Consider the following 26,925-nt stretch of genomic DNA (forward strand, 5'->3'; position numbering starts at 1 on the left):
ATTTATTATCAATACATATGAGTTCTTTTGTCATAAATCGTTTTTATAGTATAATGAAGCATAATCTATTCAAGAGGGTGACAGATATGAAATGCCCAAAATGTAGTGCCACACATTCACGCGTGGTAGATTCAAGACATGCTGATGAAGCTAACGCAATACGTAGAAGACGTGAATGTGAGAATTGTGGGACAAGATTTACAACATTTGAACATATTGAAGTGAGTCCACTTATTGTGGTCAAAAAAGATGGCACACGTGAACAATTTTTAAGAGAAAAAATATTAAATGGTCTTGTAAGATCTTGTGAAAAAAGACCAGTTAGATATCAACAATTGGAAGACATTACTAATAAAGTAGAATGGCAATTACGCGATAAAGGTCATACAGAAATTTCATCTAGAGATATAGGTGAATATGTAATGAATTTGCTCATGCATGTAGATCAAGTCTCTTATGTACGATTTGCGTCAGTATATAAAGAGTTTAAAGATGTGGATCAATTACTAGCATCGATGCAAGGTATTTTGGATGATAACAAACGGAGTGATTCATAAATGAGTTTTAAATCTTATGAGTATGGTTTAAGTCCACACGATGGATTTAAAGTATATCGACATTTTTTCTTTAATCATCAACAATTAGAGATATTAAATCGATTGTACATACCGTTAATTGGCTTTAAAGCTATTGGTGTATATCATTTCATGAACCAATTTATCGATGAAGTTGAAGATACTATTCTCACACATTACACTATCATGAATGAGCTTAAAATAAATTTATTAGAATTCCGTGAATATATGGATTTACTTGAAGGCATTGGGTTAATTAAAACATTTGTAAAACATGATAGTAATCAGTCATTGTTTATATATGAATTGATTCAACCTCCAACGGCATACCAATTTTTTAATGATCCAATGTTATCTATATACCTATACAATGAAGTTGATAATCGAAGATATAAAGATTTAAAAGCGTATTTTGAAAAAGATGAACCAGATTTAAAAGAATTTCAGCAAGTAACGCGCAAATTTACTGATGTATTCAAAGTTCCACATAAAAATATATCTATTGATGCTTCAACAATTCAAAAGGAAAATCATTCAGCTACTATAGATTTAGATAATGAATCATTTGACTTTGATATGTTGAGAGATATGTTACAACATCATTTTATAAGTGGAGAAATTATTACTAAAGAGGCAAAACAATTAATTTTACAATTGGCTACTTTATATGGGTTAACGCCTACTTCTATGAAACGAATCATTCTTAACTCTATCACACAAAATCAAACGTTATCATTTGAAGAGATGAGAAAACAAGCAAGGTCTCATTACTTAATTGAGCATCAACAACAGCTTCCTAAGTTACAAACTAAAGCTAATCCTTCTAATCATTTAGAACAATCACAGCGTCCAAATGAGACTACTGATGATATAAAGGAAAGTGATAGTTGGTTTAAGTTATTAGAAAACACAAGTCCTATTGATATGTTAGCGTCTTGGTCTGAATCAGAACCAACTTTACAACAAAAAAGAATGGTAGAAGAGTTAATAGAGCGTGAAAAATTGTCATTTGGTGTAATTAATATTTTATTACAATTTGTAATGCTTAAGAATGAAATGAAACTTCCTAAATCCTATATATTTGAAATCGCTTCAAATTGGAAAAAGTTAGGTATTAAAACTGTACAACAAGCATATGATTATGCGCTGAAAACAAATCAACAAATCAATGATAGTATAACTAAAAAAACAAAACGTCAATATAAACAACGTGACGTTGCATCAATAGAAAAAACACCAAAATGGTTAAAAGATAAAAACCAACAAGATGAAAAACCAAACAATAATGATGCGCAATTTGAAAAAGATAGAGAAGCGTTTCGTGCTCAATTAGAACAAGATTGGGAGGATTAGATGAAATCATTTAGTAAACTTATAAAAAATCAAGATAATTTAAACAAAAGAATTGCTAAAATAAAACATCAAGTCATTAATGATTCTGATGTTAAACAATTTTTAAATCAACACCAGTCAGAACTTACTAATGAAATGATTGATAAAGATTTAAATGTACTTCAAGAATATAAAGATCAACAAAAACACTACGATGGTCACGATTATGCACACTGTCCAAACTTTGTTAAAGGTCATATTCCAGAATTATATATAGAAAATGAGCGTATTAAAGTTCGTTATCGATTATGTCCTTGCAAAATTAAATACGATGAAGAACGTTTAAGTTCACAACTCATTACTGCTCATCACATGCAACGAGATACGTTAAATGCAAAAGTTAAAGATATCTATACTAACGATAGAAGTCGACTTGAAATAGCTATGGAAGTTAACGATATTTGTAAAAAGTTAGTTAACGGTGAACGCGTTAAGGGTCTTTATATACATGGCCCTTTTGGAACAGGCAAATCTTTTATTTTAGGAGCTATCGCAAACCAGCTTAAGTCAAAACATGTGCCATCTACAATAGTATATTTACCTGAATACATTCGTATACTAAAAGGTGGTTTTAAAGATGGGAGTTATAATGAAAAGTTAGAGCGTATACGAGAAGCAAATATATTAATGTTAGATGATATCGGAGCTGAGGATGTCACAACATGGGTAAGGGATGAGGTGATAGGTCCCTTATTACATTATCGTATGGTTCATGAATTACCAACATTCTTTAGTTCAAATCTAAATTTGGAAGAATTAGAACATCATTTATCTATATCAAACAAAGGGGCAGAAATAACGAAAGCTGCTCGAATTATCGAACGTATCAAAAGTTTAGCAAATGAATTTTATTTAGATGGAAAAAATTTACGAAATAATTGAAATTTACAATGTGTGATGTATAATAAAGATAAATCTAAATCGTTGAAATAAATGAAGATATGATAATTTAATCTCTATCATACAGCAAGCCAACAATTGATGAGAATTTGGTTGATATATTAAATTATTACTCCTTCATATTTAGATGCTGGTAATCAGTATCCGGCTCAAGACCGTTATCTTATGAAGAGATATCTAGAATACATCTAGATAACTAGGGTGGTACCGCGACGAACTCGTCCCTTTTATAGGGAGGAGTTTTTTTATTTTCTTCAGCGATCATAGAATAAAATTTATGGAGGGTTTCGATATGGAACAAATTAATATTAAGTTTCCAGATGGCAATTCAAAATCATTTGATAAAGGAACTACTACAGAAGACATTGCACAATCAATTAGTCCTGGACTTCGAAAAAAAGCAGTAGCAGGAAAATTTAATAATCAACTCGTTGATTTAACTCGTCCACTTGAAGAAGATGGGGCAATTGAAATTGTTACACCTGGTAGTGATGAAGCTCTAGAGGTATTACGTCATTCAACTGCTCATTTAATGGCTCAAGCATTAAAACGAATTTATGGAGATGTTAAATTCGGTGTTGGTCCAGTGATTGAAGGCGGTTTTTACTACGACTTTGACATGGATGAAAAAGTATCATCAGATGACTTTGAAAAAATCGAAAAAACAATGAAACAAATTGTTAACGAAAATTATAAAATTGAACGTAAAGTGGTTTCTCGTGAAGAAGCAAAAGATTTCTTTAAAGATGATCCATATAAATTAGAATTAATAGATGCAATTCCTGAAGATGAGAATGTAACATTATATACTCAAGGTGAATTTACAGATTTATGCCGTGGTGTTCATGTGCCATCAACTTCAAAAATTAAAGAATTTAAACTTCTTTCTACTGCAGGTGCATATTGGCGTGGGGATAGCGACAATAAAATGTTACAACGTATATATGGTACTGCTTTCTTTGATAAAAAAGATTTAAAAGCACATTTAGACATGTTAGAGGAACGTCGTGAACGTGATCATCGTCGTATTGGTAAAGATTTAGAATTATTTACAAATAATCAACTTGTTGGTGCTGGTCTTCCACTATGGTTACCAAATGGTGCAACAATTCGCCGTGAAATTGAACGTTATATTGTAGATAAGGAAGTAAGCATGGGATATGATCATGTATATACCCCAGTTCTAGCTAACGTTGAACTTTATAAAACTTCAGGTCATTGGGATCACTATAGAGATGATATGTTCCCACCAATGAAATTAGATGAAACTGAAGAAATGGTATTACGTCCAATGAACTGTCCACATCATATGATGGTTTATAATAATAAACCACATTCTTATCGTGAATTACCAATTCGTATTGCTGAATTAGGTACTATGCATAGATATGAAGCAAGTGGTGCAGTATCAGGCTTACAACGTGTAAGAGGTATGACTTTAAATGATTCTCATATCTTTGTACGTCCTGACCAAATTAAAGATGAATTCAAACGCGTTGTTCATATGATACAAGATGTTTATGAAGACTTTGGTTTTGAAGATTACACATTCAGATTAAGTTACAGAGATCCTGAAGATAAAGAAAAATATATGGACGATGATGACATGTGGAATAAAGCTGAGTCTATGCTTAAAGAAGCAGTAGATGAAATGGGCTTACCATATGTTGAAGCTATTGGAGAAGCAGCATTCTATGGTCCTAAATTAGATGTTCAAGTTAAAACTGCAATGGGTAAAGAAGAAACCCTTTCAACTGCACAACTTGATTTCTTACTACCTGAACGATTTGATCTTTCTTATATTGGTAGTGATGGTGAAAATCACCGACCTGTTGTTATTCATCGTGGCGTAGTTTCAACTATGGAACGTTTTGTAGCTTTCTTAACTGAAGAAACTAAAGGTGCTTTCCCAACATGGTTAGCTCCAAAACAAGTTGAGATTATTCCAGTAAATGTAGATTTACATTACGACTATGCGAGAAATTTACAAGATGAATTAAAATCTCAAGGTGTTCGTGTAGAAATTGATGATCGTAACGAAAAAATGGGCTATAAAATTCGAGAGGCACAAATGCAAAAAATTCCTTATCAAATTGTAGTAGGAGATAAAGAAGTTGAAAACAACGAAGTAAATGTTCGTAAGTATGGCTCACAAGATCAAGAAACAATAGAAAGAGATGAATTTATCTGGAACTTAGTAGATGAAATTCGTCTAAAAAGACGTAGATAGTCTTGATAAAATAATATCCTTAATGTATATTACAAAGTAGTTAAATAAAAATGAGTTAGAGGTTGCATCTTTAAAAAGTAATACTTCAGAAGTTGATATGGAACGTATGTTGAAAGTATGAAAGGTAAAGGTGCCGAAACAAATGATAACCATACTTATGATTTGTTGGGACAGTTATCGAATAGAAACTGTACTGTCACAGTTTGTGATGTGCTACCGACATAGATTAAGTAATGGGTGCATATCTTAACGGTATGTACCTATTTTTTAATTTGTAATTTGATTAACATATCATTTATAAAAATTAAATATGTTAATTATCTTCACATAACAAATAAATACTTAGCTAACCTCTACATTAAGAAAGGGAGCTTATATGAGTAAAGTTGAAAATCAAGATAGCGGTATGAAGAGAGGGTTAAAAGATCGTCATATCTCTATGATTGCAATGGGAGGCTGTATTGGTACAGGCCTATTTATGACATCAGGTGGTGCTATTCACGATGCTGGTGCATTAGGTGCGCTTATTGCATATGCAATTATTGGAGCTATGGTATTCTTTTTAATGACTTCTTTAGGAGAAATGGCTACGTATTTACCTGTTTCAGGTTCATTTAGTACCTATGCAACACGATTTGTAGATCCATCATTAGGATTCGCATTAGGTTGGAACTATTGGTTTAACTGGGTAATTACTGTAGCGGCAGATGTAACTATTGCAGCGCAAGTCATTCAGTATTGGACACCTATGGCAGGGATACCAGCATGGGTATGGAGTTGTATCTTTATAGTTATTATTTTCGCATTAAACTCTTTATCTGTAAGAGTATATGGTGAAAGTGAATATTGGTTTGCACTTATAAAAGTGATTACAGTAATTATTTTTATAATTATTGGTATTTTAACTATATTAGGAATTATGGGTGGACATTTTGTAGGATTTGAAACATTTACTAAAGGTGATGGGCCAATCCTAGGTGGAAATCTTGGCGGTAGTTTACTTTCAATCCTAGGTGTATTCTTAGTTGCTGGTTTCTCATTCCAAGGTACTGAATTAATAGGTATTACTGCTGGAGAATCTGAGAATCCAGAACGTGCTGTCCCAAAAGCAATTAAACAAGTTTTTTGGAGAATATTATTATTTTACATCTTAGCCATCTTTGTTATTGGTATGTTAATTCCTTATAATAGTAATGCTTTAATGGGTGGAGATAACGATGTTGCAACATCTCCATTTACGCTTGTCTTTAAAAATGCAGGCTTAGCATTTGCTGCTTCATTTATGAATGCAGTTATTTTAACTTCAGTATTATCAGCTGGTAATTCAGGGATGTATGCATCAACACGTATGTTATATTCAATGAGTAAAGATAAATTAGCATTCGCTTCGTTTGGTAAAACGAATAAACACGGCGTGCCATATTTATCATTGATTGCTACTGGTGTACTTGTAGTCGTTATTTTCTTAGTACAAAAATTAAGCGGAAATGCTTATGAATACATTGTAGCTGCCAGTGGTATGACAGGCTTTATTGCTTGGGTAGGTATTGCAGTAAGTCACTATCGCTTTAGACGAGCATTTAATGTTCAACATCATCGTAAATCAGAATTGAAATATAAAGCGAAATGGTTCCCATTCGGTCCAATATTTGCAGGTATATTGTGTGTGATTGTGATTGTTGGACAAGATGTGGATTTCATTAAAACAGGGCACTTTGATCTTAATCGATTTATTATTACGTATATGGGTATTCCAGTATTTTTAGTATTCTTTATTTATCATAAATTAAGATATAAAACTAAAAAAATACCTCTTGAAGAAGTTGATTTAAGCCAAGATGTCTCAATGAATGAAGTAAAACATCACTAATTTCAAAAAACAATTGACATGCTTAATAAAACTTGATATGATTAGTATCGTTGATTACGAAACGAACCAAGTAGAAACACCCGTTTCTCACCTGTAGCGACGCAAAAAGCTGTTGGCAGGTTAATCATGTCACACAATTATTGTGTATGAGTGAAGAGCGGGCAAATATTGTCCGCTCTTTTTGCTTGGGAAAATTTCGTAAAATTTTGGGAGGTGTCAACCATAGCAAAAAATCAAACGCAAGTTAACGAAAAAATTCGCGCAAAAGAATTACGTTTAATTGGCCAAAATGGTGACCAAATTGGTGTTAAATCTAAAAGAGAAGCTCTTGAGATGGCTGAAAGAGTTGAATTAGATTTAGTAGTTGTTGCACCAAATGCTAAACCACCTGTTGCAAGAATTATGGATTATGGTAAATATAAATTCGAACAACAGAAAAAAGAAAAAGAAATGAAGAAAAAACAAAAAGTTATCAATGTTAAAGAAATTCGTTTAAGTCCAACTATTGAGGAACACGATTTCCAAACTAAGTTAAAAAATGGACGTAAATTCTTAACTAAAGGTGACAAATGTAAAGTTTCTATTCGTTTCAGAGGTCGTGCAATTACACACAAAGAAATTGGTCAACGTGTTTTAGAAAAATTTGCAGACGAATGTAAAGATATTGCCACTGTTGAACAAAAACCTAAAATGGAAGGGCGCCAAATGTTTATTATGTTAGCGCCTGTAAACGAAAAATAATTTACTTTTATTAGGAGGAAATGAATCATGCCAAAAATGAAAACTCACCGTGGAGCAGCTAAACGTGTTAAAAGAACTGGTTCAGGTCAATTAAAACGTTCTAGAGCTTTCACATCTCACTTATTTGCAAATAAAAATACTAAACAAAAACGTAAATTACGTAAAGCTAAACTAGTATCTAAAAGCGATATGAAACGCGTAAAACAATTATTAGCTTACAAAAAATAATTAATATTACTTTCGAACGATGATAAAGCGATATATTTAAGGAGGAATTTAACATGCCACGAGTTAAAGGTGGAACAGTAACAAGAGCACGTCGTAAAAAAACGATTAAATTAGCTAAAGGTTACTTCGGTTCAAAACATACATTATATAAAGTAGCAAAACAACAAGTGATGAAATCAGGTCAATACGCATTCCGTGACCGTCGTCAACGTAAACGTGATTTCCGTAAATTATGGATTACACGTATTAATGCAGCTGCACGTCAACATGACATCAGCTATTCTCGTTTAATGAACGGCTTGAAAAAGGCTGACATTAACATTAACCGTAAAATGCTTTCTGAAATTGCTATTTCAGACGATAAAGCTTTCGGTGAATTAGTATCAAAAGCTAAAGATGCTTTAAAATAATTCATATTTAAAAGCCAATAAGGTAACTATAAAACCTTATTGGCTTTTTTTATTTACTTTTATTCATCAAATATTCTTTAATAGAATTATGATAAGTAAACGAACCAGTTAAATATCATTGTGATTTAAATCATTGGTTTGTTAAACTATTAAAAAAGAATATTAATTTCAAGGAGTTAACTATGTCTAAATTTGATGAACAAATCATCGTCGTATCAAGAGAATTATTATTTAATAATGAAAAAAATGCATTTAATGGATTCTTATCGAAAAACGATGGTCAAGGTGAAGAAATATTTAATACGTTTAAAAATTATGAAGTAAAAAGACGTGGAGATATGGAAGAAGATCCATCTTATAAACAACTTATTTCATATTGTCTTTTAGAAAATGAAAATGATGAAATCTTAGTATATCAACGTTTAAGTGGTGGCGGAGAAGAACGCTTACACGGACAGTCTTCAGTGGGTGTTGGTGGACATATGAATAATGTTGTTGGCGCCGATTCAATTAATGAAGTTTTAAGAGTGAATGCACAAAGAGAACTTAATGAAGAAGTAGGATTATCTGAAGATAGATCTCAAAATATAGAATATATTGGTTTTATTAATGATGATACTAATGCGGTAGGTAAAGTTCATATAGGTGTTGTTTTCAAAATTAAGGTGAAATCTAGTGATGTAGAAGTTAGAGAAACCGACACTTTAAAAATTAATTGGGTATCACAAGATGAAATAAATGATTTAAATCATTTTGAATCATGGAGTGCGTTAATTTTAAAAGATTTAAAATAAAGGGGGCTCAATATGTCTGATATTATCCCTTTTCCTCAATCAAAGCAAAAATTATATCATAATATTTTAAATGCACAACAACAAAATAAATATAAAGAAATGTATCAATTGTTTGATATATATGAAGCCTCATTCGAATTAGATAATCAATTATCTTTGATTAAATGTGACATGTTAAATGAATTAGGGTTATATTTAGAATTAAGAGAAGAAGCAATTATTTTCTTAAAAAAAGGTATACCTCATTACGACGAACTGATTATTTTCTATATTAAAGCATTAATAGGTTTAAATCAGAATTATGAAGCAATTGAAGTCATTAATCAAATCATTAACGAAGTGAAAGAACATAAAACTAGAATGGCACTCTTTCCATTAAAAGAATATGCACAATCTAAATTAGATGAAGACAAGAAACTTTCTAGTCAATTATTATCAGAATTTACTAGTTTAGATTTAAATCGTCAAACTAAATTAATGATTAAACTCATTGATAACGGACATTATGAATTCAGAAAGACGGTTGCTTTTTTATTATCTAATCAAGTAGAATCTTATAATTTGAAAAGTCTCATGCTTGAGTATTTACGTTTTTCAAATTATGATAGTGAAATAAAAATTGAGAAGTATGGTTATGAAGTCAACATCTTACCTACAACATTAAAAGGTTTAGAACACACAGATATGAAAACTACTGTTATTCCCAAAGTTCTCGATAGATTAGAAAATGGAGCTTTGAATATACAAAATGAAGCTCAGTATGTGATGAATAATCATTCAATAAAACTATATCCACTTGATATATTTTCACTTTTTAATGAAGAAGATTGGATAATAGCTTATGATGTTTATTTTAAGTCAATGATTGGTATAGAAGTAAGTGAAGCAAATCAAGAATTATTAGCATTAATTTATCAGTTAGATAATTAAATGTGAGCAAATCATTTTAGTTTACTTAAATGATTCTGTAAAGTTGAATTATTATTTAAAATCGCCTATAAAACATTGTTTGTGTCCATATTGGACCTATGATATAATAGGGAAGTTGAAAAAATTAAAAATGTAAGCATGGAGGTATTTATACATGACAGCAACTTGGGAAAAAAAAGAAGGTAACGAAGGTTTATTAAAAGTTACTGTTCCAGCAGAAAAGGTAAATAAAGCATTAGATCAAGCATTTAAAAAAGTGGTTAAACAAATTAACGTGCCTGGTTTCCGTAAAGGTAAAGTGCCTCGTCCAATTTTCGAACAACGTTTTGGCGTTGAAGCATTATATCAAGATGCAGTAGATATTCTTTTACCTGAAGCTTATGGTGAAGCTATTGAAGAAACTAAAATCAATCCAGTCGCTCAACCTGAAATTAATGTAACTCAAATTGAAAAAGGTAAAGATTTCGAATTTGAAGCAACAGTGACTGTTGAACCTGAAGTTAAATTAGGAGATTATAAAGGTCTTGAAATTGAAAAACAAGATTCTGAATTAACTGATAAGGATTTACAAGATGCAATTGATCATAGTTTAGGTCATTTAGCTGATATGGTAGTTAAAGAAGATGGTGCAGTTGAAGAAGGAGACACTGTAAATATTGACTTTGATGGTTATGTAGATGGCGAACAATTTGAAGGTGGCCAAGCTGATGGTTATGATTTAGAAATTGGTTCAGGTTCATTTATTCCAGGATTTGAAGATCAATTAGTAGGCGTTAAAACTGGAGAAGAAAAAGATGTTGTTGTAACATTCCCAGAAGAATATCACGCTGAAGAATTAGCTGGTAAAGAAGCTACATTCAAAACTAAAGTAAATGAAATTAAATACAAAGAAGTACCCGAATTAACTGATGAAATTGCAAATGAATTAGATTCAGATGCTAATTCAGTAGATGAGTATAAAGAAAACTTACGCAAACGTTTATCAGAAGAAAAAGCACAAGATGCTGAAAATGTGGAAAAAGAAGAAGCAATTAATAAAGCAACTGAAAATACAACAATTGATATTCCACAAGCTATGATTGACACTGAATTAGATCGTATGGTTCAAGAATTTGGTCAAAGAATCCAACAACAAGGTTTAGACTTACAAACTTACTTCCAAATTTCTGGTCAAGATGAATCTCAATTAAGAGAACAAATGAAAGACGATGCAGAGCAACGTGTTAAAACAAACTTAACATTATCAGCAATTGCAGATGAAGAAAATATCGAAGTCACAGATGAAGATATTGATAAAGAATTAGAAAAAATGAGCAGTCAATTTAATATCTCAGTAGAAGATATTAAACAAACTCTTGGTAATACTGATATCATTAAAAATGATGTACGTATTCAAAAAGTAATTGATTTATTAAGAGACAATGCTAAATATGTTGATTCAGCTAAAGACGATAAAAAAGAAGACAAATAATAAACTTTTAAATTGATATAAAGTTTAAAAAATAAGTAGCAGGTGCATCATTATATGTATCTGCTACTATATGTTTTAAGCATTTTAGTTGTTAACTATCAATTTGCATTGTAGAATGCTATCTAGTATAGTCGTTTAAGGATAGAGGTGTAAATGAATGTTTAAATTTAATGAAGATGAAGAAAATTTAAAATGTTCTTTCTGTGGTAAGGACCAAGATCAAGTTAAAAAATTAGTAGCAGGCAGTGGTGTATATATTTGTAATGAATGTATCGAACTATGTTCTGAAATTGTTGAAGAAGAATTAGCTCAAGCTACTTCAGAAGAATTTACTGAATTACCGACGCCTAAAGAAATTATGGACCATTTAAATGAATATGTTATTGGCCAAGAAAAAGCTAAAAAATCTTTAGCAGTGGCAGTTTACAATCATTACAAACGTATTCAACAATTGGGTCCAAATGAAGATGATGTTGAGTTACAAAAAAGTAATATCGCCTTAATTGGACCAACGGGTAGCGGTAAAACTTTACTTGCACAAACACTTGCTAAAACATTGAATGTACCATTTGCTATTGCAGATGCGACAAGTTTAACTGAAGCAGGTTATGTTGGTGATGATGTTGAAAATATTTTATTACGTTTGATTCAAGCTGCTGATTTTGACATTGATAAAGCAGAAAAAGGAATTATTTATGTAGACGAAATTGATAAAATTGCTAGAAAATCTGAAAATACATCAATTACGCGTGATGTTTCTGGTGAAGGTGTACAACAAGCATTACTTAAAATCTTAGAAGGTACAACAGCAAGTGTACCACCTCAAGGTGGCCGTAAACATCCTAACCAAGAATTGATTCAAATTGACACAACTAATATTCTATTTATATTAGGTGGTGCGTTTGATGGTATTGATGAAGTCATTAAACGCCGTTTAGGTGAAAAAGTTATCGGTTTTGCTAGCAATGAAGCAGATAAGTATGATGAAGAAGCTTTATTAGCACAAATTCGTCCTGAAGATTTACAAGCATATGGTTTAATTCCAGAATTTATTGGACGTGTACCAATAGTTGCTAATTTAGAAACATTAGATGTTGAAGCGCTTAAAAATATTTTAACGCAACCTAAAAACGCGTTAGTTAAGCAATATACAAAAATGTTAGCTCTTGATAACGTTGAATTAGAATTTACTGAAGAAGCTTTGGCAGCAGTCAGTGAAAAAGCAATTGAACGAAAAACTGGAGCACGTGGATTACGATCAATTATAGAAGAATCTTTAATTGATATTATGTATGATGTACCTTCAACAAGTGATGTTGCTAAAGTTGTAGTAACTGCTCAAACAATTAATGAGGAAATCGAGCCTGAAATGTATGATTCAGAAGGTAATTTATTGAACGGTACTAAAACTTCAGCTTAATTATCAACCATATAATAAGGAAGTGGTGATAGAATTCATTTGAGTTCGAAACTGCTTCCTTATTTTTATACATATCATTTTTTTAAAATTTTAGATTTTTAAACATTTATATTATAATAAAGCAGCTATAATAATGAAGAGGTGTTTGAATATGAATATTAACCCAAATAATATAGAATTAATGATTAGTGCAGTGAAAGAAGAACAATATCCTGAAACCAATTTAACTGAAATCGCTTTAAGTGGACGTTCTAATGTGGGTAAGTCCTCTTTTATTAATAGTATGATTGGTAGAAAAAATATGGCTCGTACTTCACAACAGCCTGGAAAAACGCAAACTCTAAACTTCTATAATATTGATGAACAACTTATTTTTGTTGATGTTCCTGGATATGGATATGCAAAAGTAAGTAAATCACAGCGTGAAAAATTTGGGAAAATGATAGAAGAGTATTTAACTAAACGAGAAAATCTAGGTTTAGTCATTCAACTTGTAGATTTACGACATAATCCTACCGAAGATGATGTATTAATGTATAATTATTTAAAACATTTCGATCTGCCAACACTAGTCATTTGTACTAAGGAAGATAAAATTGCGAAAGGTAAAGTTCAAAAACATATAAAAAATATAAAACAAAAATTAGATTTAGATCCAAACGATACAATTATAAGTTACTCTTCTATTCAAAATTCTAAACAGCAATACATTTGGGATATTATTGCTAATTATATAAATTAAAAGACATATCTTGTAATTAAGTGACGAAATTTTGACTTCACATTAGAATGTTTCTAATTTATTTGAGCATCAAACTTAAATTCATTCTAAAATGTGTTATACTAACGATATTGTTAGTATATGGAGGGCGTTATAAATGCATTTTATTGCTATTAGCATAAATCATCGTACTGCTGATGTAGCTTTAAGAGAGCAAGTTGCTTTTAGAGATGATGCCTTACGATTAGCCAATGAAGATTTATTCGAAACTAAAGCAATTTTAGAAAATGTAATATTATCGACATGTAATCGTACAGAAGTATATGCTGTAGTGGATCAAATTCATACAGGACGATATTATATTCAACGATTTTTAGCTCGTTCATTTGGATTTGAAGTAGATGATATTAAAGCAATGTCTGAAGTTAAAGTGGGGGACGAAGCAGTAGAACATCTATTGCGTGTAACTTCAGGTTTAGATTCAATTGTGTTAGGAGAAACACAAATTTTAGGCCAAATGCGTGATGCATTTTTCTTAGCGCAAGATTTAAAAACAACTGGAACTATCTTTAATCATCTATTTAAACAAGCAATTACTTTTGCTAAAAAAGCACATAATGAAACAGATATCGCAGATAATGCTGTAAGTGTTTCATATGCTGCTGTGGAATTATCAAAAAAAGTATTAGGTAAATTAAAAAATAAACATGCTGTTATTATTGGTGCAGGTGAAATGAGTGAATTGTCGTTATTAAATTTACTCGGCTCAGGCATTAATCATATTACAATTGTAAATCGAACAGAAAGTAAAGCTAGAATTTTAGCTGAAAAACATCAAGTTAGTTATGATAAGCTAGAATCTTTACCTAGTTTATTAACTTCAACTGATATTGTTATTAGTTCTACTAGTTCACCAGATTATATTATTACTAAAAGTATGATTAATCAGGCACTATCATATAGAAAATCTAAATTATTATTATTAGACATTGCAGTACCACGAGATATTGAACCATGTCATAATTTAAGTGATGACGTATTTAATTATGATGTAGATGATTTAAAAGGTTTAGTTGATGCTAATTTAAAAGAACGACAAATGGCGGCTGAAGCTATTTCTAATGAAATTCCTGCTGAAATTAAAGCACATAATGATTGGGTAAATATGTTGGGTGTAGTTCCTGTAATAAGAGCTTTACGTGAAAAAGCAATGACTATTCAAGCTGAAACAATGGATAGTATCGATAGAAAATTACCGAATCTATCTGAACGAGAACGAACAGTCATTTCTAAACATACTAAAAGTATTATTAATCAAATGTTGAAAGATCCAATTAAACAGGCTAAGGAATTGAGTAACGATAAAAAAAGTAATGAAAAATTAGAGCTATTTCAAAATATATTTGATATTGAAGCCGAAGATCCTTATAAAGCAGTGAAAGAACGTAAAAAAGAAAAGGAACTTTCAGTACGACATATCTTTAGTTTTGAATAAGCATATTAAAATGGTGATAATATGCAAGAAACGCTATTTATTAGATTTCATGAAATTATATTAATTGTATATTTAATTAGCATTCTTTGTTATTTTATAGACTTTGTTCGGAAGAGTCATAAGATTAGAGTACTTGGAATTTATGCCTTAGGGATTGTTTGGTTTTTACAAACAATCTCTTTGTCTATGTATATTACTTCGCATAGTGATGTATTGTTTAATTCCATATTTGATGTTTTTTTCTTCTTGTCATGGATGATTATTTCTATTTCTTTAGTTTTAAATATTATTAAAGTTCTAAGTTTTTCTGTGTTTTTTTTGAATGTAATTGGATTTATCTTATTAACGATGAATACATTTAGACCTGAACACTATACAAACAGTATACAAAAAGTACAAGTTATAAATGAATTATTACTTGTACATGTAGGGCTTGCAGTATTGAGTTATGCTTTTTTTGCACTTGCATTTGTAAATGCATTGCTATATATCATTCAATATAAAAACCTTAAAGAAAAAAACTTTAATCAGAAATATTTTAGAATTGGCAGTGTAGCAACTCTTGAAAAAATTATATTTTTTTCAACTTTGGGCGGTTTAGTAATATTAATATTGAGTGTAATTTTAATTGCTCAATGGGGAATCTATGCGGTTGGTATAGCAATATTTAAGGATCCGAAGGTTATGTTGTCTGTCATTATTACGCTTCTTTATACAGTATATATCGTTATGTATTTAAAAAAGAAAATCATCTCAATTAATTTAATTTATTTTAATATTATGATATTTTGCCTATGTATGGTGAATTTATTCTTCACTACTCATTTTAATTAAAAGAAAACTTATGTAGGAGGCCTTGTTTATGCGTAAATTAGTTGTGGGTTCACGTAGAAGTAAACTTGCTTTAACACAAAGTAAACAATTCATTGATAAATTAAAAGCCATTGATCCATCTTTAGAAATCGAAATTAAAGAGATTGTCACAAAGGGAGATCGAATTGTGAATCAACAACTATCTAAGGTTGGAGGAAAAGGCCTATTTGTTAAAGAGATTCAAAATGAACTATTTAACAACGATATCGATATGGCAATACACTCATTAAAAGATGTTCCTAGTATTATTCCAGAAGGTTTAACATTAGGTTGTATTCCTGATAGAGAAATACCATTTGATGCCTATATTGCCAAAAATCACGTACCATTAGAAGAACTTCCTAAGAATAGTATAGTTGGTACAAGTTCATTAAGAAGAGGTGCACAAATATTATCTAAATATCCTCATCTAAAAATTAAATGGATTCGTGGTAATATTGATACACGTTTAAATAAATTAGAAACAGAAGATTATGATGCGATTATTTTAGCAGCAGCAGGACTCAAACGTATGGGTTGGTCTGATGACGTAGTAACAACTTATTTAGATAAAGACACATTACTACCTGCAATCGGTCAAGGTGCTCTTGGCATTGAGTGCCGTAGTAACGATATTGAACTTCTCGAGTTACTTCAAAAAGTTCACAATAATGAAGTTGCAAATTGTGTAACGGCCGAACGAACATTTTTAGCTTCAATGGATGGAAGTTGTCAAGTTCCAATTGGTGGATATGCGAATTATAACAATAACAATGAAATTGAGTTTACAGGCTTAATCATGACACCAGATGGTAAGGAACGTTATGAACATACTGAAGTAGGAACTGACCCTGTAAAATTAGGGAACAGAGTAAGTGAGATACTTAAAGAACAAGGTGCGTATGAAATTATAAGAAAATTAAACGAAGAAGCATCACATTAATACTAAATCTTAGTAGAGGTGTTACAGTTAGATGAAACCAGTGATAGTTATGACGCAAACGAGTAAAGTACAGAGTGATATGGTAGAAGTCATTCATAAGCCATTTATTAAAATTCAATCACTTGAATTTGATACTCAACTCTTGCATGATAATTATGACTGGCTTATTTTTTCTTCAAAAAATGCCGTACATTTATTTTATAAATATTTAGAGTACGTGAATGTAAAACATATTGCAGTAGTAGGCGCTAAAACTGCGCAGTTATGTAAACAATTAGGTATAAATATAGATTTTATACCTAACGATTATTCTCAAGAAGGTTTATTAGAAGGATTAAATCTAGAAAAATCTTCTATTTTAATTCCGAGCAGTGCACAGGCAAGACCAAAATTGCAACAAACTCTCGCTGAACATAATAATGTTGTGAAAATTGACTTGTATACACCTATAGCGGATAGAGAGAATATTATTGAAGTTATCAATCTAATTCAACATAATCAAGTTGAAGCATTAACATTTTCAAGTTCATCTGCAGTGCGTTATTATTTTAGTGAGGCATTTCCTAAGCATTTTAAAAATTACTATGCTATAGGTCAACAAACTGCAAATAGCATTAGAGCCTATGGTTATGAACCTTATATTGCAGATAAACAAACTTCTGAAGCATTAATAAACACATTTTTAGAAAGTAGGAATAAATAATGAAATTCGATAGACATAGAAGATTACGCTCTTCAGCTACAATGAGAAGTTTAGTAAGAGAAAATCATGTTAGAAAAGAAGATTTAATTTATCCAATTTTTGTAGTAGAAAAAGATAATGTTAGAAGCGAAATTAAATCGTTACCTGGTGTATATCAAATAAGTTTAAATCTATTAGATGATGAAATTAATGAAGCATATGATTTAGGTATTAGAGCGATTATGTTCTTTGGCGTACCTAATGAAAAAGATGATGTGGGTTCTGGTGCATACGATCATAATGGCATTGTTCAAGAGGCAACACGTAGAGCAAAAAAACTTCATAAAGATTTATTAATCGTTGCTGATACTTGTTTATGTGAATATACGGATCATGGTCATTGCGGTATCATTGATGATCATACGCATGATGTTGATAATGACAAATCTTTACCATTATTAGTTAAAACAGCAATTTCTCAAGTCGAAGCTGGCGCTGACATTATTGCTCCAAGTAATATGATGGATGGTTTTGTTACCGAAATTCGACAAGGTTTAGATGAAGCTGGTTATTATAATATTCCAATTATGAGCTATGGCATTAAATATGCTTCTAGTTTCTTTGGACCATTTAGAGATGCTGCAGATTCAGCTCCTTCATTTGGAGATAGAAAAACGTATCAAATGGATCCAGCTAATCGTTTAGAAGCACTAAGAGAATTAGAAAGTGACTTAAAAGAAGGCGCAGACATGATGATTGTCAAACCAGCTTTAAGTTATTTAGATATTGTTAGAGATGTAAAAAATAACACTAATATTCCTGTTATTGCTTATAATGTTAGTGGTGAATATGCTATGACTAAAGCAGCATCTCAAAATGGTTGGATAGATGAAGAACGTGTGGTTATGGAACAAATGGTATCAATGAAACGTGCGGGCGCAGATATGATTATTACTTATTTCGCGAAAGATATTTGTCGTTACTTAGATAAATAATGGTTAAGGAGGAACAAGTTAATGACTTATGAAAAATCACAAGAAGCAATGCGCATTGCTGAAACACTTATGCCTGGTGGTGTCAATAGCCCTGTAAGAGCATTTAAATCAGTAGATACACCAGCAATTTTTATGGATCATGGTGAAGGTTCGAAGATTTATGATATAGATGGCAATGAATACATTGATTATGTATTAAGTTGGGGACCATTAATTTTAGGTCATAAAAATAAACAAGTCATTAGTAAATTACATGATGCTGTAGATAAAGGCACTAGTTTTGGTGCTTCAACACTAGAAGAAAATAAATTAGCTGAACTTGTTATTGAAAGAGTGCCTTCAATTGAAAAAGTAAGAATGGTTTCTTCAGGTACTGAAGCTACTTTAGCGGCATTAAGACTGGCTAGAGGTTACACTGGTAGAAATAAAATTGTTAAGTTTGAAGGATGCTATCACGGACATAGCGATTCATTGCTTATCAAAGCAGGTTCAGGTGTAGCAACTTTAGGTCTTCCAGATTCACCAGGAGTACCTGAAGGCACAGCTAAAAACACAATTACAGTACCTTATAATGATTTAGATGCGATTAAAGTAGCATTTGAAAATTATGGAGATGATATTGCTGGTGTGATAGTAGAACCAGTTGCAGGAAATATGGGTGTTGTACCCCCTAAAAAAGGTTTCTTAGAAGGATTAAGGGAAGTCACTAAAGAATATGGTTCTTTACTTATCTTTGATGAAGTCATGACAGGTTTCCGTGTAGGGTATAACTGTGCTCAAGGTTATTTTGGTGTGACACCAGATATCACATGCCTAGGAAAAGTGATTGGCGGTGGCTTACCTGTAGGTGCTTTTGGAGGCAAAAAAGAAATTATGGATAAAATTGCTCCAGTAGGTAATATTTATCAAGCGGGAACTCTATCTGGTAATCCTTTAGCAATGACAAGTGGTTATGAAACACTAAGTCAATTAACGCCTGAATCATATGAGTATTTCCAAGAATTAGGCGATATATTAGAAAAAGGACTTAAAGAGGTATTTGCTAAACACAATGTTCCTATTACAGTAAATAGAGCTGGTTCTATGATTGGTTATTTCTTAAATAAAGGACCTGTAACCAACTTTGAAGAAGCGAATCAAAGTGATTTAGAGTTATTTAGTCATATGTATAGAGAAATGGCTAAAGAAGGCATATTTTTACCACCTTCTCAGTTTGAAGGAACATTCTTATCTACCGCACATACCAAAGAAGATATTGAAAAAACGATTCATGCTTTTGATAATGCATTAAGTAGAATTGTTTAATATTTAAAAGTTAATATAATAAAAGTGGAACAAAGATGAGATAATATCATCGTTCCACTTTTTTTAATTTAAATGCTTTTAATCTAGAAAGAAGTGATGATTTTTGAGGCGAATTTGGCTAAATAATATTATATTATTAATAATAGCGATAATCATGAGTTTAATATTAAAATTATCTCATATGCTTTTACCCTTTATGTTTGGGCCCATTATAGCCTCAATTATTGTGGTTAAAGTACTAAAACTAAATATTAAATGGCCTTTTTGGATTAGTCAGATTGGCTTAATATTACTTGGAGTACAAATAGGATCTACGTTTACGTCACAAGTCATTAACGATATCAAAAATGAGTGGTTAACCATTGTGACGGTGACTGTTTTACTCATCACGTTATCATTATTGATTGCTTATTTTTTCAAAAAAATTGCAAGAGTTAATACTGAAACTGCTATCTTGAGTGTAATACCTGGCGCTTTAAGTCAAATGTTAATTATGGCTGAAGAAGATAAAAAAGCGAATATCTTAGTAGTAAGTTTAACCCAAACTTCTAGGGTTATTTTTGTAGTCGTACTTGTACCACTTATTTCTTTTTTATTTAGCAATTCATCATCAAGTGAAGAGATGATTCATAAAGCTACACCATTAACAAGAGCTTTAAATGTGCCCCAAATTGCTTTAATTATGATTGCTATAGCTTTTGTTTATTTCTTAATGTCAAAAATAAATTTTCCAACAAAACAATTACTCGCTCCAATTGTCGTTTTAATTGTTTGGAATTTATCAACTCATCTGACTTTTACTTTAGATAATTATATTCTTGCTTTTGCACAAGTGATTTATATGATTAGAATTGGTTTACAAATTGCACATTTATTAGGTGATTTAAAAGGTCGCATTGCTATAGCAATTATGTATCAAAATATAAGTTTAATTTTAGGATCATTTTTGATGGTCTTTATTGTTCATTTGTTTACTCATAATTCACTAAACGAATTATTTTTAGGTGGAGCTCCTGGAGGTATGAGTCAAATTGTGCTAGTTGCCATAGCTACTGGTGCAGATGTTGCTAAGATATCAAGTTTTCATATCTTTAGGATATTTTTTATATTATTTTTAGTAGCACCAATAATTAATTACTTTTTAAAACGAAAAAAAAGTGATAATCAATCATAAGGAGTAGAACTACGAATTCAAAATAATCTGTTCTACTCCTTTTAATATTTAATGATTAGGTTTTGAAGGACATCCTTCTAAGTGAGCATCATATAGACCAGCCGCTTCCATAAACGAGAATACAGTCACAGGTCCTAAAAATTTAAAACCATAAGCTTTTAAATCTTTTGAAAGTTGTTTTGCTCTTTCATCAACTGTAATACGTTCTGAGGGAGTTTTATAGTGCAAGTCAATAGGATGTCCATCAACATATGACCATAAAAACTTACTGAAGCTACCATATTCTTTTTCAATTTGTAAATAACCCTTAGCTTGAGATACTATGGCTTCTAATTTCTTTCTATTATGTACGATATTTGGAAAGGTCATTAAAGCATTAATATCTTTCTCTGTCATTTTAGAAATTTTTATAGGATCAAATTGATGAAATGCTTTTTCATAAGCCTCTTTCTTTTTTAATATAGTTAACCAAGATAAACCAGCATGTTGAGATTCAAGTGCAAGTAATTTGAAAAGTGAAAGACTATTAAAATCTGGTTGTCCCCATACTTTATTATGATAATCTAAATAAATAGGGTCTGTAGTTCCAAAGGCACATGCGTTCATAAATATTCCTCCAAAAGATTGACTTATCATTGTTTTCTATTATACTATTAATTAGTAATTAAATATATTTTTTGGGAAGAGTATGTTTGATACTTATCAAAGAGAGCATATGGACGGTGTAAATATGTATAATGATCAAACTGAAGGTAGCCCACAAGTTCTTTTATTGAATACACATATAATAGTAGATAGAAGCGTGTATGAGCGTTAATCATAAATAAGTGCAAGAAGATATGGAGGTATCGTCTTGAATTTAGGTGGTACCACGGAGCATCCGTCCTATATATTAGGAAGGATGCTTTTTTATTTTAGGAGGTTATTTCAATGAAAATGGAATCAAAGTATAATCCTCGTGAAGTTGAAGCGGGACGTTATGAAGAATGGGTAAAAAATGAATACTTTAAACCTCTAGAAGATGAATCTAGAGAAGCATATACAATTGTTATTCCGCCGCCGAATGTGACTGGTAAATTACATTTAGGACATGCTTGGGATACAACATTACAAGATATTATTACTCGAATGAAACGTATGCAAGGATACGATACGCTTTATTTACCTGGTATGGATCATGCGGGTATTGCAACACAAGCTAAAGTAGATGCTAAATTAAAAGAACAAGGTATTTCTCGTCATGATATAGGACGTGAAAAATTTTTAGAACATGCTTGGTCTTGGAAAGAAGAATATGCATCTTTTATTCGTAAACAATGGGCTAAATTAGGCTTAGGTCTTGATTATAGTAGAGAACGTTTTACTCTTGATGACGGCTTAAGTAAAGCGGTTAGAAAAGTATTTGTTGATTTATATAATAAAGGAATTATTTATCGTGGAGAGCGAATTATAAATTGGGATCCAGTCGCACGTACAGCATTGTCAGATATAGAAGTGATTCATGAAGATGTGCAAGGTCATTTTTATCATTTTAAATATCCTTATGCTGATGGTAATGGATATATTGAAATTGCCACAACTCGTCCTGAAACAATGCTAGGGGATACTGCTATAGTCGTTAATCCAAATGATGAACGTTATAAAGATGTTATAGGAAAAAAAGTGATTTTACCAATTATAGGTAGAGAATTACCAATTTTAGCAGATGAGTATGTTGATATTGAATTTGGTAGTGGAGCTATGAAAGTTACACCTGCACATGATCCTAATGACTTTGAAATTGGTCAGAGACATCATTTAGAAAACATTATCGTAATGGATGAAAATGGAAAAATGAATGACAATGCATCTCAGTATGCTGGTTTAGACCGTTTCGAATGTCGTAAAAAATTAGTAGAAGATTTAAAAGCTCAAGATTTAGTGATTAAAATTGAAGAACATATGCATTCTGTAGGTCATTCAGAACGTTCTGGTGCAGTAGTAGAACCTTATTTATCTACACAATGGTTTGTAAAAATGAAACCACTTGCGCAACAAGCACTAGATAATCAAAAAACAGATAATCGAATTGATTTTTATCCACCACGTTTTGAAAATACATTTAATCGTTGGATGGAAGAAATTAGAGATTGGACTATTTCTAGACAATTATGGTGGGGTCACCAAATTCCAGCTTGGTATCATAATGAAACAGGTGAAGTATATGTTGGAGAAGAAGCACCTGCTGATATCGAAAATTGGACTCAAGATGAAGATGTGTTAGATACATGGTTCTCAAGTGCGTTATGGCCATTCTCAACTTTAGGTTGGCCTAATGAAGAAGCAAAAGATTATCAACGTTACTATCCAACGAATGTTCTTGTAACCGGTTATGATATTATCTTCTTCTGGGTAGCAAGAATGATTTTCCAAGGATTAGAATTTACTGGTAAACGACCATTTAATGATGTACTTCTTCATGGTTTAGTAAGAGCTGAAGATGGTCGTAAAATGAGTAAATCACTTGGTAATGGTGTAGATCCAATGGATGTCATCGAAAAATACGGAGCAGATAGTTTACGCTACTTCTTAGCAACTGGTTCTTCTCCAGGTAATGACTTACGTTATTCTACCGAAAAAGTTGAATCTGTATGGAACTTTATTAATAAAATTTGGAATGGTGCTCGCTTTAGCTTGATGAATATTGGAGAAGACTTTAAAGTGGAAGACATTGATTTATCTGGTAATTTATCTTTAGCGGATAAATGGATTTTAACACGACTAAATGAAACAATAGAGACCGTTACTAATCTGAGTGAAAAATATGAATTTGGTGAAGTTGGACGTGCTTTATATAACTTTATTTGGGATGAATTCTGTGATTGGTATATTGAAATGAGTAAAATACCAATGAATGGTGAAGATGAAGCTCAAAAACAAACAACACGTTCTGTTCTAAGTTATACACTTGATCAAATAATGAGAATGCTACATCCATTTATGCCATTTGTAACTGAAAAAATTTGGCAAAGTTTACCGCATGAAGGAGAAACAATTGTAAAAGCAGCATGGCCGACAGTTAAAGAAGAGTTTGTGTTTGATGAAAGTAAACAGACAATGGAACAATTAGTTGAAATTATTAAATCTGTGAGACAATCACGCGTAGAAGTAAACACACCACTTTCTAAATCAATCCCTATTCTCATTCAAGCTAAAAATGAAGAAATTAAAACAATCTTAGAAAAAAATGCGGATTATATTCATAGATTTTGTAATCCAAGTGAATTAACCATTGATACAAATGTAGATATTCCTGAAAAAGCGATGACAGCGGTAGTAGTTGCTGGTAAAGTCATTTTACCGTTAGAAGGACTTATTGATATGGATAAAGAAATTGAACGTTTAGAGAAAGAGTTAGACAAACTTCAAAAAGAATTAGACCGTGTTGATAAAAAATTATCAAATGAGAATTTTGTTAATAAAGCACCTGAAAAAATTATAAATGAAGAGCGCGAAAAACAACAAAAATATCAAGAAAAATATAATGGTGTTAAAAACAGAATTGAACAATTAAAAGCATAGGAGAATTGTCAATGAATTACCTAGATAGCTTATATTGGATACATGAGCGCACTAAGTTTGGTATTAAACCTGGTGTTAAAAGAATGGAATGGATGCTTAACCACTTAAATAATCCTCAATTAAATATTCGCGGTATTCATGTGGGTGGAACAAATGGTAAAGGTTCTACAGTAGCTTATTTAAGAGCTGCATTAGTTGAGAATGGATATGAAGTTGGAACATTTACTTCTCCTTTTATTGAAACGTTTAATGAACGAATTAGTTTAAATGGTTATCCGATCTCAAATGACGAAATAGTTGAATTAGTAAAGCGAGTTAAACCAGTAAGTGAAGCGTTAGAACAAGAAACCGAACTCGGTTCTGCAACAGAATTTGAAATTATAACAACAATGATGTTTTTATATTTTGGAGAGATACATCCTGTAGATTTTGTTATTGTAGAAGCGGGACTAGGAATTAAAAATGATTCAACTAATGTGTTTACTCCTATTCTTTCAATTTTGACAAGTATAGGATTAGATCATACTGATATTTTAGGAAGTACGTATTTAGATATCGCAAAAGATAAAGGTGCTATCATAAAACCTAATGTACCCGTCATCTATGCAGTCAAAAATGAGGAAGCTTTAAAATACATTAGAGATTTAGCGGTAAATCAGAATGCAAAGCCAATTGAACTAGATAGAGAAATCATTATTGTATCTGAAGATGATGAATTTACTTATAGATATAAAGATTATGAGTTAGAAACAATCATCTTAGATATGATAGGTGATCATCAAAAAGAAAATGCTTCATTAGCTATTACAGCTTTAATAGAGTTGAACGAAGAAAATATTATTGAATTAGATTTTAATAAAATGATTGATGCTATTGAAAGTGTTTGTTGGACAGGACGTATTGAGCAAGTTAAAGAAAAACCTCTTATTATTATTGACGGAGCACATAATAATGAAAGTGTTGAAGCATTAGTTTCAACAATCAAAAATTATTATGATCTTGAGAAAATGGATGTTTTATTTTCAGCCATTAAAGGTAAACCTGTAAACGAAATGTTAAGTAAATTACAAAATTTAGCTGGTACATTTTATTTTACTGAATTTGATTTTCATAAAGCCTTATCTAAACAAGAATTACTTGAGAGTATAGATGCTGATAACATCGAATATATTGATGATTATGTAGATTTTATAAATCATTATGATGGTGAGGGCTTATTGATTACAGGCAGTTTATATTTTATAAGTGAAGTAAAATCGAAAGTTGAATTTAATTCATAATATATAGTATGTTAAATATCTAAATATAGCTATGAAGAAAGTTACAAATTAAACTTCTTCATAGCTTTTTTATTAGTTATATAATTGATAGATTAAGAGTGGACTGATTATTTTTAATAAAGGTTTTATTCATTTTATTGAATTTAAAATGCTTTAAAGAAGATATATTTATTTATTGAAATGAATTTAATCTAATCCTCGTTATTCCATTTACTTAGACCATATTTTAGTTATAATGAATGATATGAGGTGATCAGTATAATAGTATTATTAGCATTTACGTGTAGTGTAATATTTAGTTTTTTATATCAATTTTCAAGTATAGAGAAAGTGAATCTTCAATATTTCAAGCGACGATCACAATGTGATTATTGTCATACATCATTAAAGTGGTTTGATACTATACCATTATTAAGTTTCATATTCTTAAAAGGACGCTCGAGATGCTGTTCAAATCCTTTAAAACGTTCCTATATTATAGGTGAAATATTATCGTTTCTTATTGTCCCATATTTAATATTTATCGATATACATATAAATTATTCTCTCTTTATATTAACTTGTTTAATGTTGATAACGATGTCTCTAACCGATATTCAAACATTAACAATCAACAGTAACTTAATCCTCGTTTTTTTCTTTGTCGGTATCTATATTTCTTCATTACATTTGATTTCATTTATATTTATTTTCTTTCTATTACATACATTTTTTCTGTTAAATTCTAAAAGTATAGGGTACGGTGATATTTTATTACTTAGTATACTTTCTATATTTTATACTTATGAATTTATACTTCATCTAATATTATTAACTTGTGCAATTGGTCTTATGTTTTATATCATCTTGTTTCGTTTTAAGATACGTAAAATCCCACTTATTCCTTTTATTTCAATCTCATATATTTTATTAATTAATTTTTCCAACAATATTATGTAACTAATAAAGAAAAGGTG

Annotated in this window: 24 protein-coding genes, 1 riboswitch and 2 other annotated features; of the genes, 23 read left to right on the forward strand and 1 reads right to left on the reverse strand. The window is 30.9% G+C overall.

Annotated features, from left to right (window positions below; all coding sequences use genetic code 11):
- Positions 1-86 precede the first annotated feature (86 nt).
- The 20 genes from nrdR (at position 87) to HMPREF2881_RS04935 (ending at position 21,128) form a co-directional block, all read left to right on the forward strand.
- Entirely contained in the window at positions 87-557 is a 471-nt protein-coding gene (gene nrdR / locus HMPREF2881_RS04840; RefSeq protein ID WP_002448939.1) for a transcriptional regulator NrdR, read from the forward strand.
- Positions 558-1,928, forward strand: a complete 1,371-nt coding sequence (locus HMPREF2881_RS04845; protein WP_070653672.1) for a replication initiation and membrane attachment family protein — start codon at positions 558-560, stop codon at positions 1,926-1,928.
- Positions 1,929-2,849, forward strand: a complete 921-nt coding sequence (gene dnaI, locus HMPREF2881_RS04850; protein ID WP_002487984.1) for a primosomal protein DnaI — start codon at positions 1,929-1,931, stop codon at positions 2,847-2,849.
- Positions 2,850-3,159: 310 nt separating this feature from the next.
- The gene (gene thrS / locus HMPREF2881_RS04855) at positions 3,160-5,097 is read left to right on the forward strand and encodes a threonine--tRNA ligase (RefSeq protein WP_002455226.1); all 1,938 of its coding nucleotides are present in this window, start codon (positions 3,160-3,162) and stop codon (positions 5,095-5,097) included.
- Positions 5,098-5,145: 48 nt separating this feature from the next.
- A riboswitch (Lysine riboswitch) is annotated at positions 5,146-5,321 on the forward strand.
- A gap of 152 nt (positions 5,322-5,473) precedes the next feature.
- On the forward strand, positions 5,474-6,967 hold the full coding sequence (locus HMPREF2881_RS04860; RefSeq protein WP_002448996.1) for an amino acid permease: 1,494 nt from the start codon (positions 5,474-5,476) through the stop codon (positions 6,965-6,967).
- Between the two features lie 62 nt (positions 6,968-7,029).
- Positions 7,030-7,157: a sequence feature (ribosomal protein L20 leader region), on the forward strand.
- A 23-nt stretch (positions 7,158-7,180) separates the two neighbouring features.
- On the forward strand, positions 7,181-7,708 hold the full coding sequence (infC, locus tag HMPREF2881_RS04865; protein ID WP_002448994.1) for a translation initiation factor IF-3: 528 nt from the start codon (positions 7,181-7,183) through the stop codon (positions 7,706-7,708).
- A 27-nt stretch (positions 7,709-7,735) separates the two neighbouring features.
- Positions 7,736-7,936, forward strand: a complete 201-nt coding sequence (gene rpmI, locus HMPREF2881_RS04870) for a 50S ribosomal protein L35 (RefSeq protein WP_002448990.1) — start codon at positions 7,736-7,738, stop codon at positions 7,934-7,936.
- Positions 7,937-7,989: 53 nt separating this feature from the next.
- Positions 7,990-8,346, forward strand: a complete 357-nt coding sequence (gene rplT / locus HMPREF2881_RS04875) for a 50S ribosomal protein L20 (protein WP_002448983.1) — start codon at positions 7,990-7,992, stop codon at positions 8,344-8,346.
- A 182-nt stretch (positions 8,347-8,528) separates the two neighbouring features.
- The gene (locus tag HMPREF2881_RS04880; RefSeq protein ID WP_002448986.1) at positions 8,529-9,140 is read left to right on the forward strand and encodes an NUDIX domain-containing protein; all 612 of its coding nucleotides are present in this window, start codon (positions 8,529-8,531) and stop codon (positions 9,138-9,140) included.
- A gap of 12 nt (positions 9,141-9,152) precedes the next feature.
- The gene (locus HMPREF2881_RS04885) at positions 9,153-10,070 is read left to right on the forward strand and encodes a hypothetical protein (protein WP_002448991.1); all 918 of its coding nucleotides are present in this window, start codon (positions 9,153-9,155) and stop codon (positions 10,068-10,070) included.
- 154 nt (positions 10,071-10,224) lie between these two features.
- Positions 10,225-11,541, forward strand: coding sequence for a trigger factor (tig, locus tag HMPREF2881_RS04890; protein WP_002455227.1), 1,317 nt, complete (start codon positions 10,225-10,227; stop codon positions 11,539-11,541).
- Between the two features lie 157 nt (positions 11,542-11,698).
- Positions 11,699-12,961 (forward strand): ATP-dependent Clp protease ATP-binding subunit ClpX, encoded by a 1,263-nt coding sequence (clpX, locus tag HMPREF2881_RS04895; protein ID WP_002448985.1) that lies wholly within the window; start codon positions 11,699-11,701, stop codon positions 12,959-12,961.
- Positions 12,962-13,112: 151 nt separating this feature from the next.
- Positions 13,113-13,703: a ribosome biogenesis GTP-binding protein YihA/YsxC gene (yihA, locus tag HMPREF2881_RS04900; protein WP_002448982.1), complete on the forward strand. Its 591-nt coding sequence runs from the start codon at positions 13,113-13,115 to the stop codon at positions 13,701-13,703.
- A 136-nt stretch (positions 13,704-13,839) separates the two neighbouring features.
- Positions 13,840-15,177, forward strand: a complete 1,338-nt coding sequence (hemA, locus tag HMPREF2881_RS04905; protein ID WP_002488006.1) for a glutamyl-tRNA reductase — start codon at positions 13,840-13,842, stop codon at positions 15,175-15,177.
- A 21-nt stretch (positions 15,178-15,198) separates the two neighbouring features.
- Positions 15,199-16,011 (forward strand): cytochrome c biogenesis protein CcsA, encoded by an 813-nt coding sequence (ccsA, locus tag HMPREF2881_RS04910; RefSeq protein ID WP_002448932.1) that lies wholly within the window; start codon positions 15,199-15,201, stop codon positions 16,009-16,011.
- Positions 16,012-16,039: 28 nt separating this feature from the next.
- On the forward strand, positions 16,040-16,972 hold the full coding sequence (hemC, locus tag HMPREF2881_RS04915; RefSeq protein WP_002448971.1) for a hydroxymethylbilane synthase: 933 nt from the start codon (positions 16,040-16,042) through the stop codon (positions 16,970-16,972).
- A gap of 31 nt (positions 16,973-17,003) precedes the next feature.
- Entirely contained in the window at positions 17,004-17,675 is a 672-nt protein-coding gene (locus HMPREF2881_RS04920; protein ID WP_002448958.1) for a uroporphyrinogen-III synthase, read from the forward strand.
- Complete coding sequence (gene hemB / locus HMPREF2881_RS04925) at positions 17,675-18,649, forward strand: porphobilinogen synthase (protein ID WP_002448944.1); 975 nt, start codon at positions 17,675-17,677, stop codon at positions 18,647-18,649. Before HMPREF2881_RS04920 ends, hemB begins: the two co-directional genes overlap by 1 nt.
- Positions 18,650-18,670: 21 nt before the next feature.
- Positions 18,671-19,954, forward strand: coding sequence for a glutamate-1-semialdehyde 2,1-aminomutase (gene hemL / locus HMPREF2881_RS04930; RefSeq protein WP_002449004.1), 1,284 nt, complete (start codon positions 18,671-18,673; stop codon positions 19,952-19,954).
- 103 nt (positions 19,955-20,057) lie between these two features.
- The gene (locus tag HMPREF2881_RS04935) at positions 20,058-21,128 is read left to right on the forward strand and encodes an AbrB family transcriptional regulator (RefSeq protein WP_002449008.1); all 1,071 of its coding nucleotides are present in this window, start codon (positions 20,058-20,060) and stop codon (positions 21,126-21,128) included.
- 48 nt (positions 21,129-21,176) lie between these two features.
- Here HMPREF2881_RS04935 and HMPREF2881_RS04940 read toward each other — a convergent pair whose 3' ends face one another.
- Complete coding sequence (locus HMPREF2881_RS04940; protein WP_002448956.1) at positions 21,177-21,734, reverse strand: DNA-3-methyladenine glycosylase I; 558 nt, start codon at positions 21,732-21,734, stop codon at positions 21,177-21,179.
- 58 nt (positions 21,735-21,792) lie between these two features.
- Positions 21,793-22,019, forward strand: a binding site (T-box leader).
- 39 nt (positions 22,020-22,058) lie between these two features.
- On the opposite strand from HMPREF2881_RS04940, the gene HMPREF2881_RS04945 reads away from it, so the two are divergent.
- From HMPREF2881_RS04945 to HMPREF2881_RS11470, 3 genes are all read left to right on the forward strand, one after another.
- The gene (locus HMPREF2881_RS04945; protein WP_002449015.1) at positions 22,059-24,689 is read left to right on the forward strand and encodes a valine--tRNA ligase; all 2,631 of its coding nucleotides are present in this window, start codon (positions 22,059-22,061) and stop codon (positions 24,687-24,689) included.
- Positions 24,690-24,700: 11 nt separating this feature from the next.
- Positions 24,701-25,969 (forward strand): bifunctional folylpolyglutamate synthase/dihydrofolate synthase, encoded by a 1,269-nt coding sequence (locus HMPREF2881_RS04950; RefSeq protein ID WP_002449007.1) that lies wholly within the window; start codon positions 24,701-24,703, stop codon positions 25,967-25,969.
- Positions 25,970-26,218: 249 nt separating this feature from the next.
- Positions 26,219-26,908, forward strand: coding sequence for a prepilin peptidase (locus HMPREF2881_RS11470; protein WP_002487997.1), 690 nt, complete (start codon positions 26,219-26,221; stop codon positions 26,906-26,908).
- Positions 26,909-26,925 lie beyond the last annotated feature (17 nt).

Source organism: Staphylococcus sp. HMSC057A08, from assembly GCF_001812925.1.
GTDB classification, from domain to species: Bacteria; Bacillota; Bacilli; order Staphylococcales; family Staphylococcaceae; genus Staphylococcus; species Staphylococcus hominis.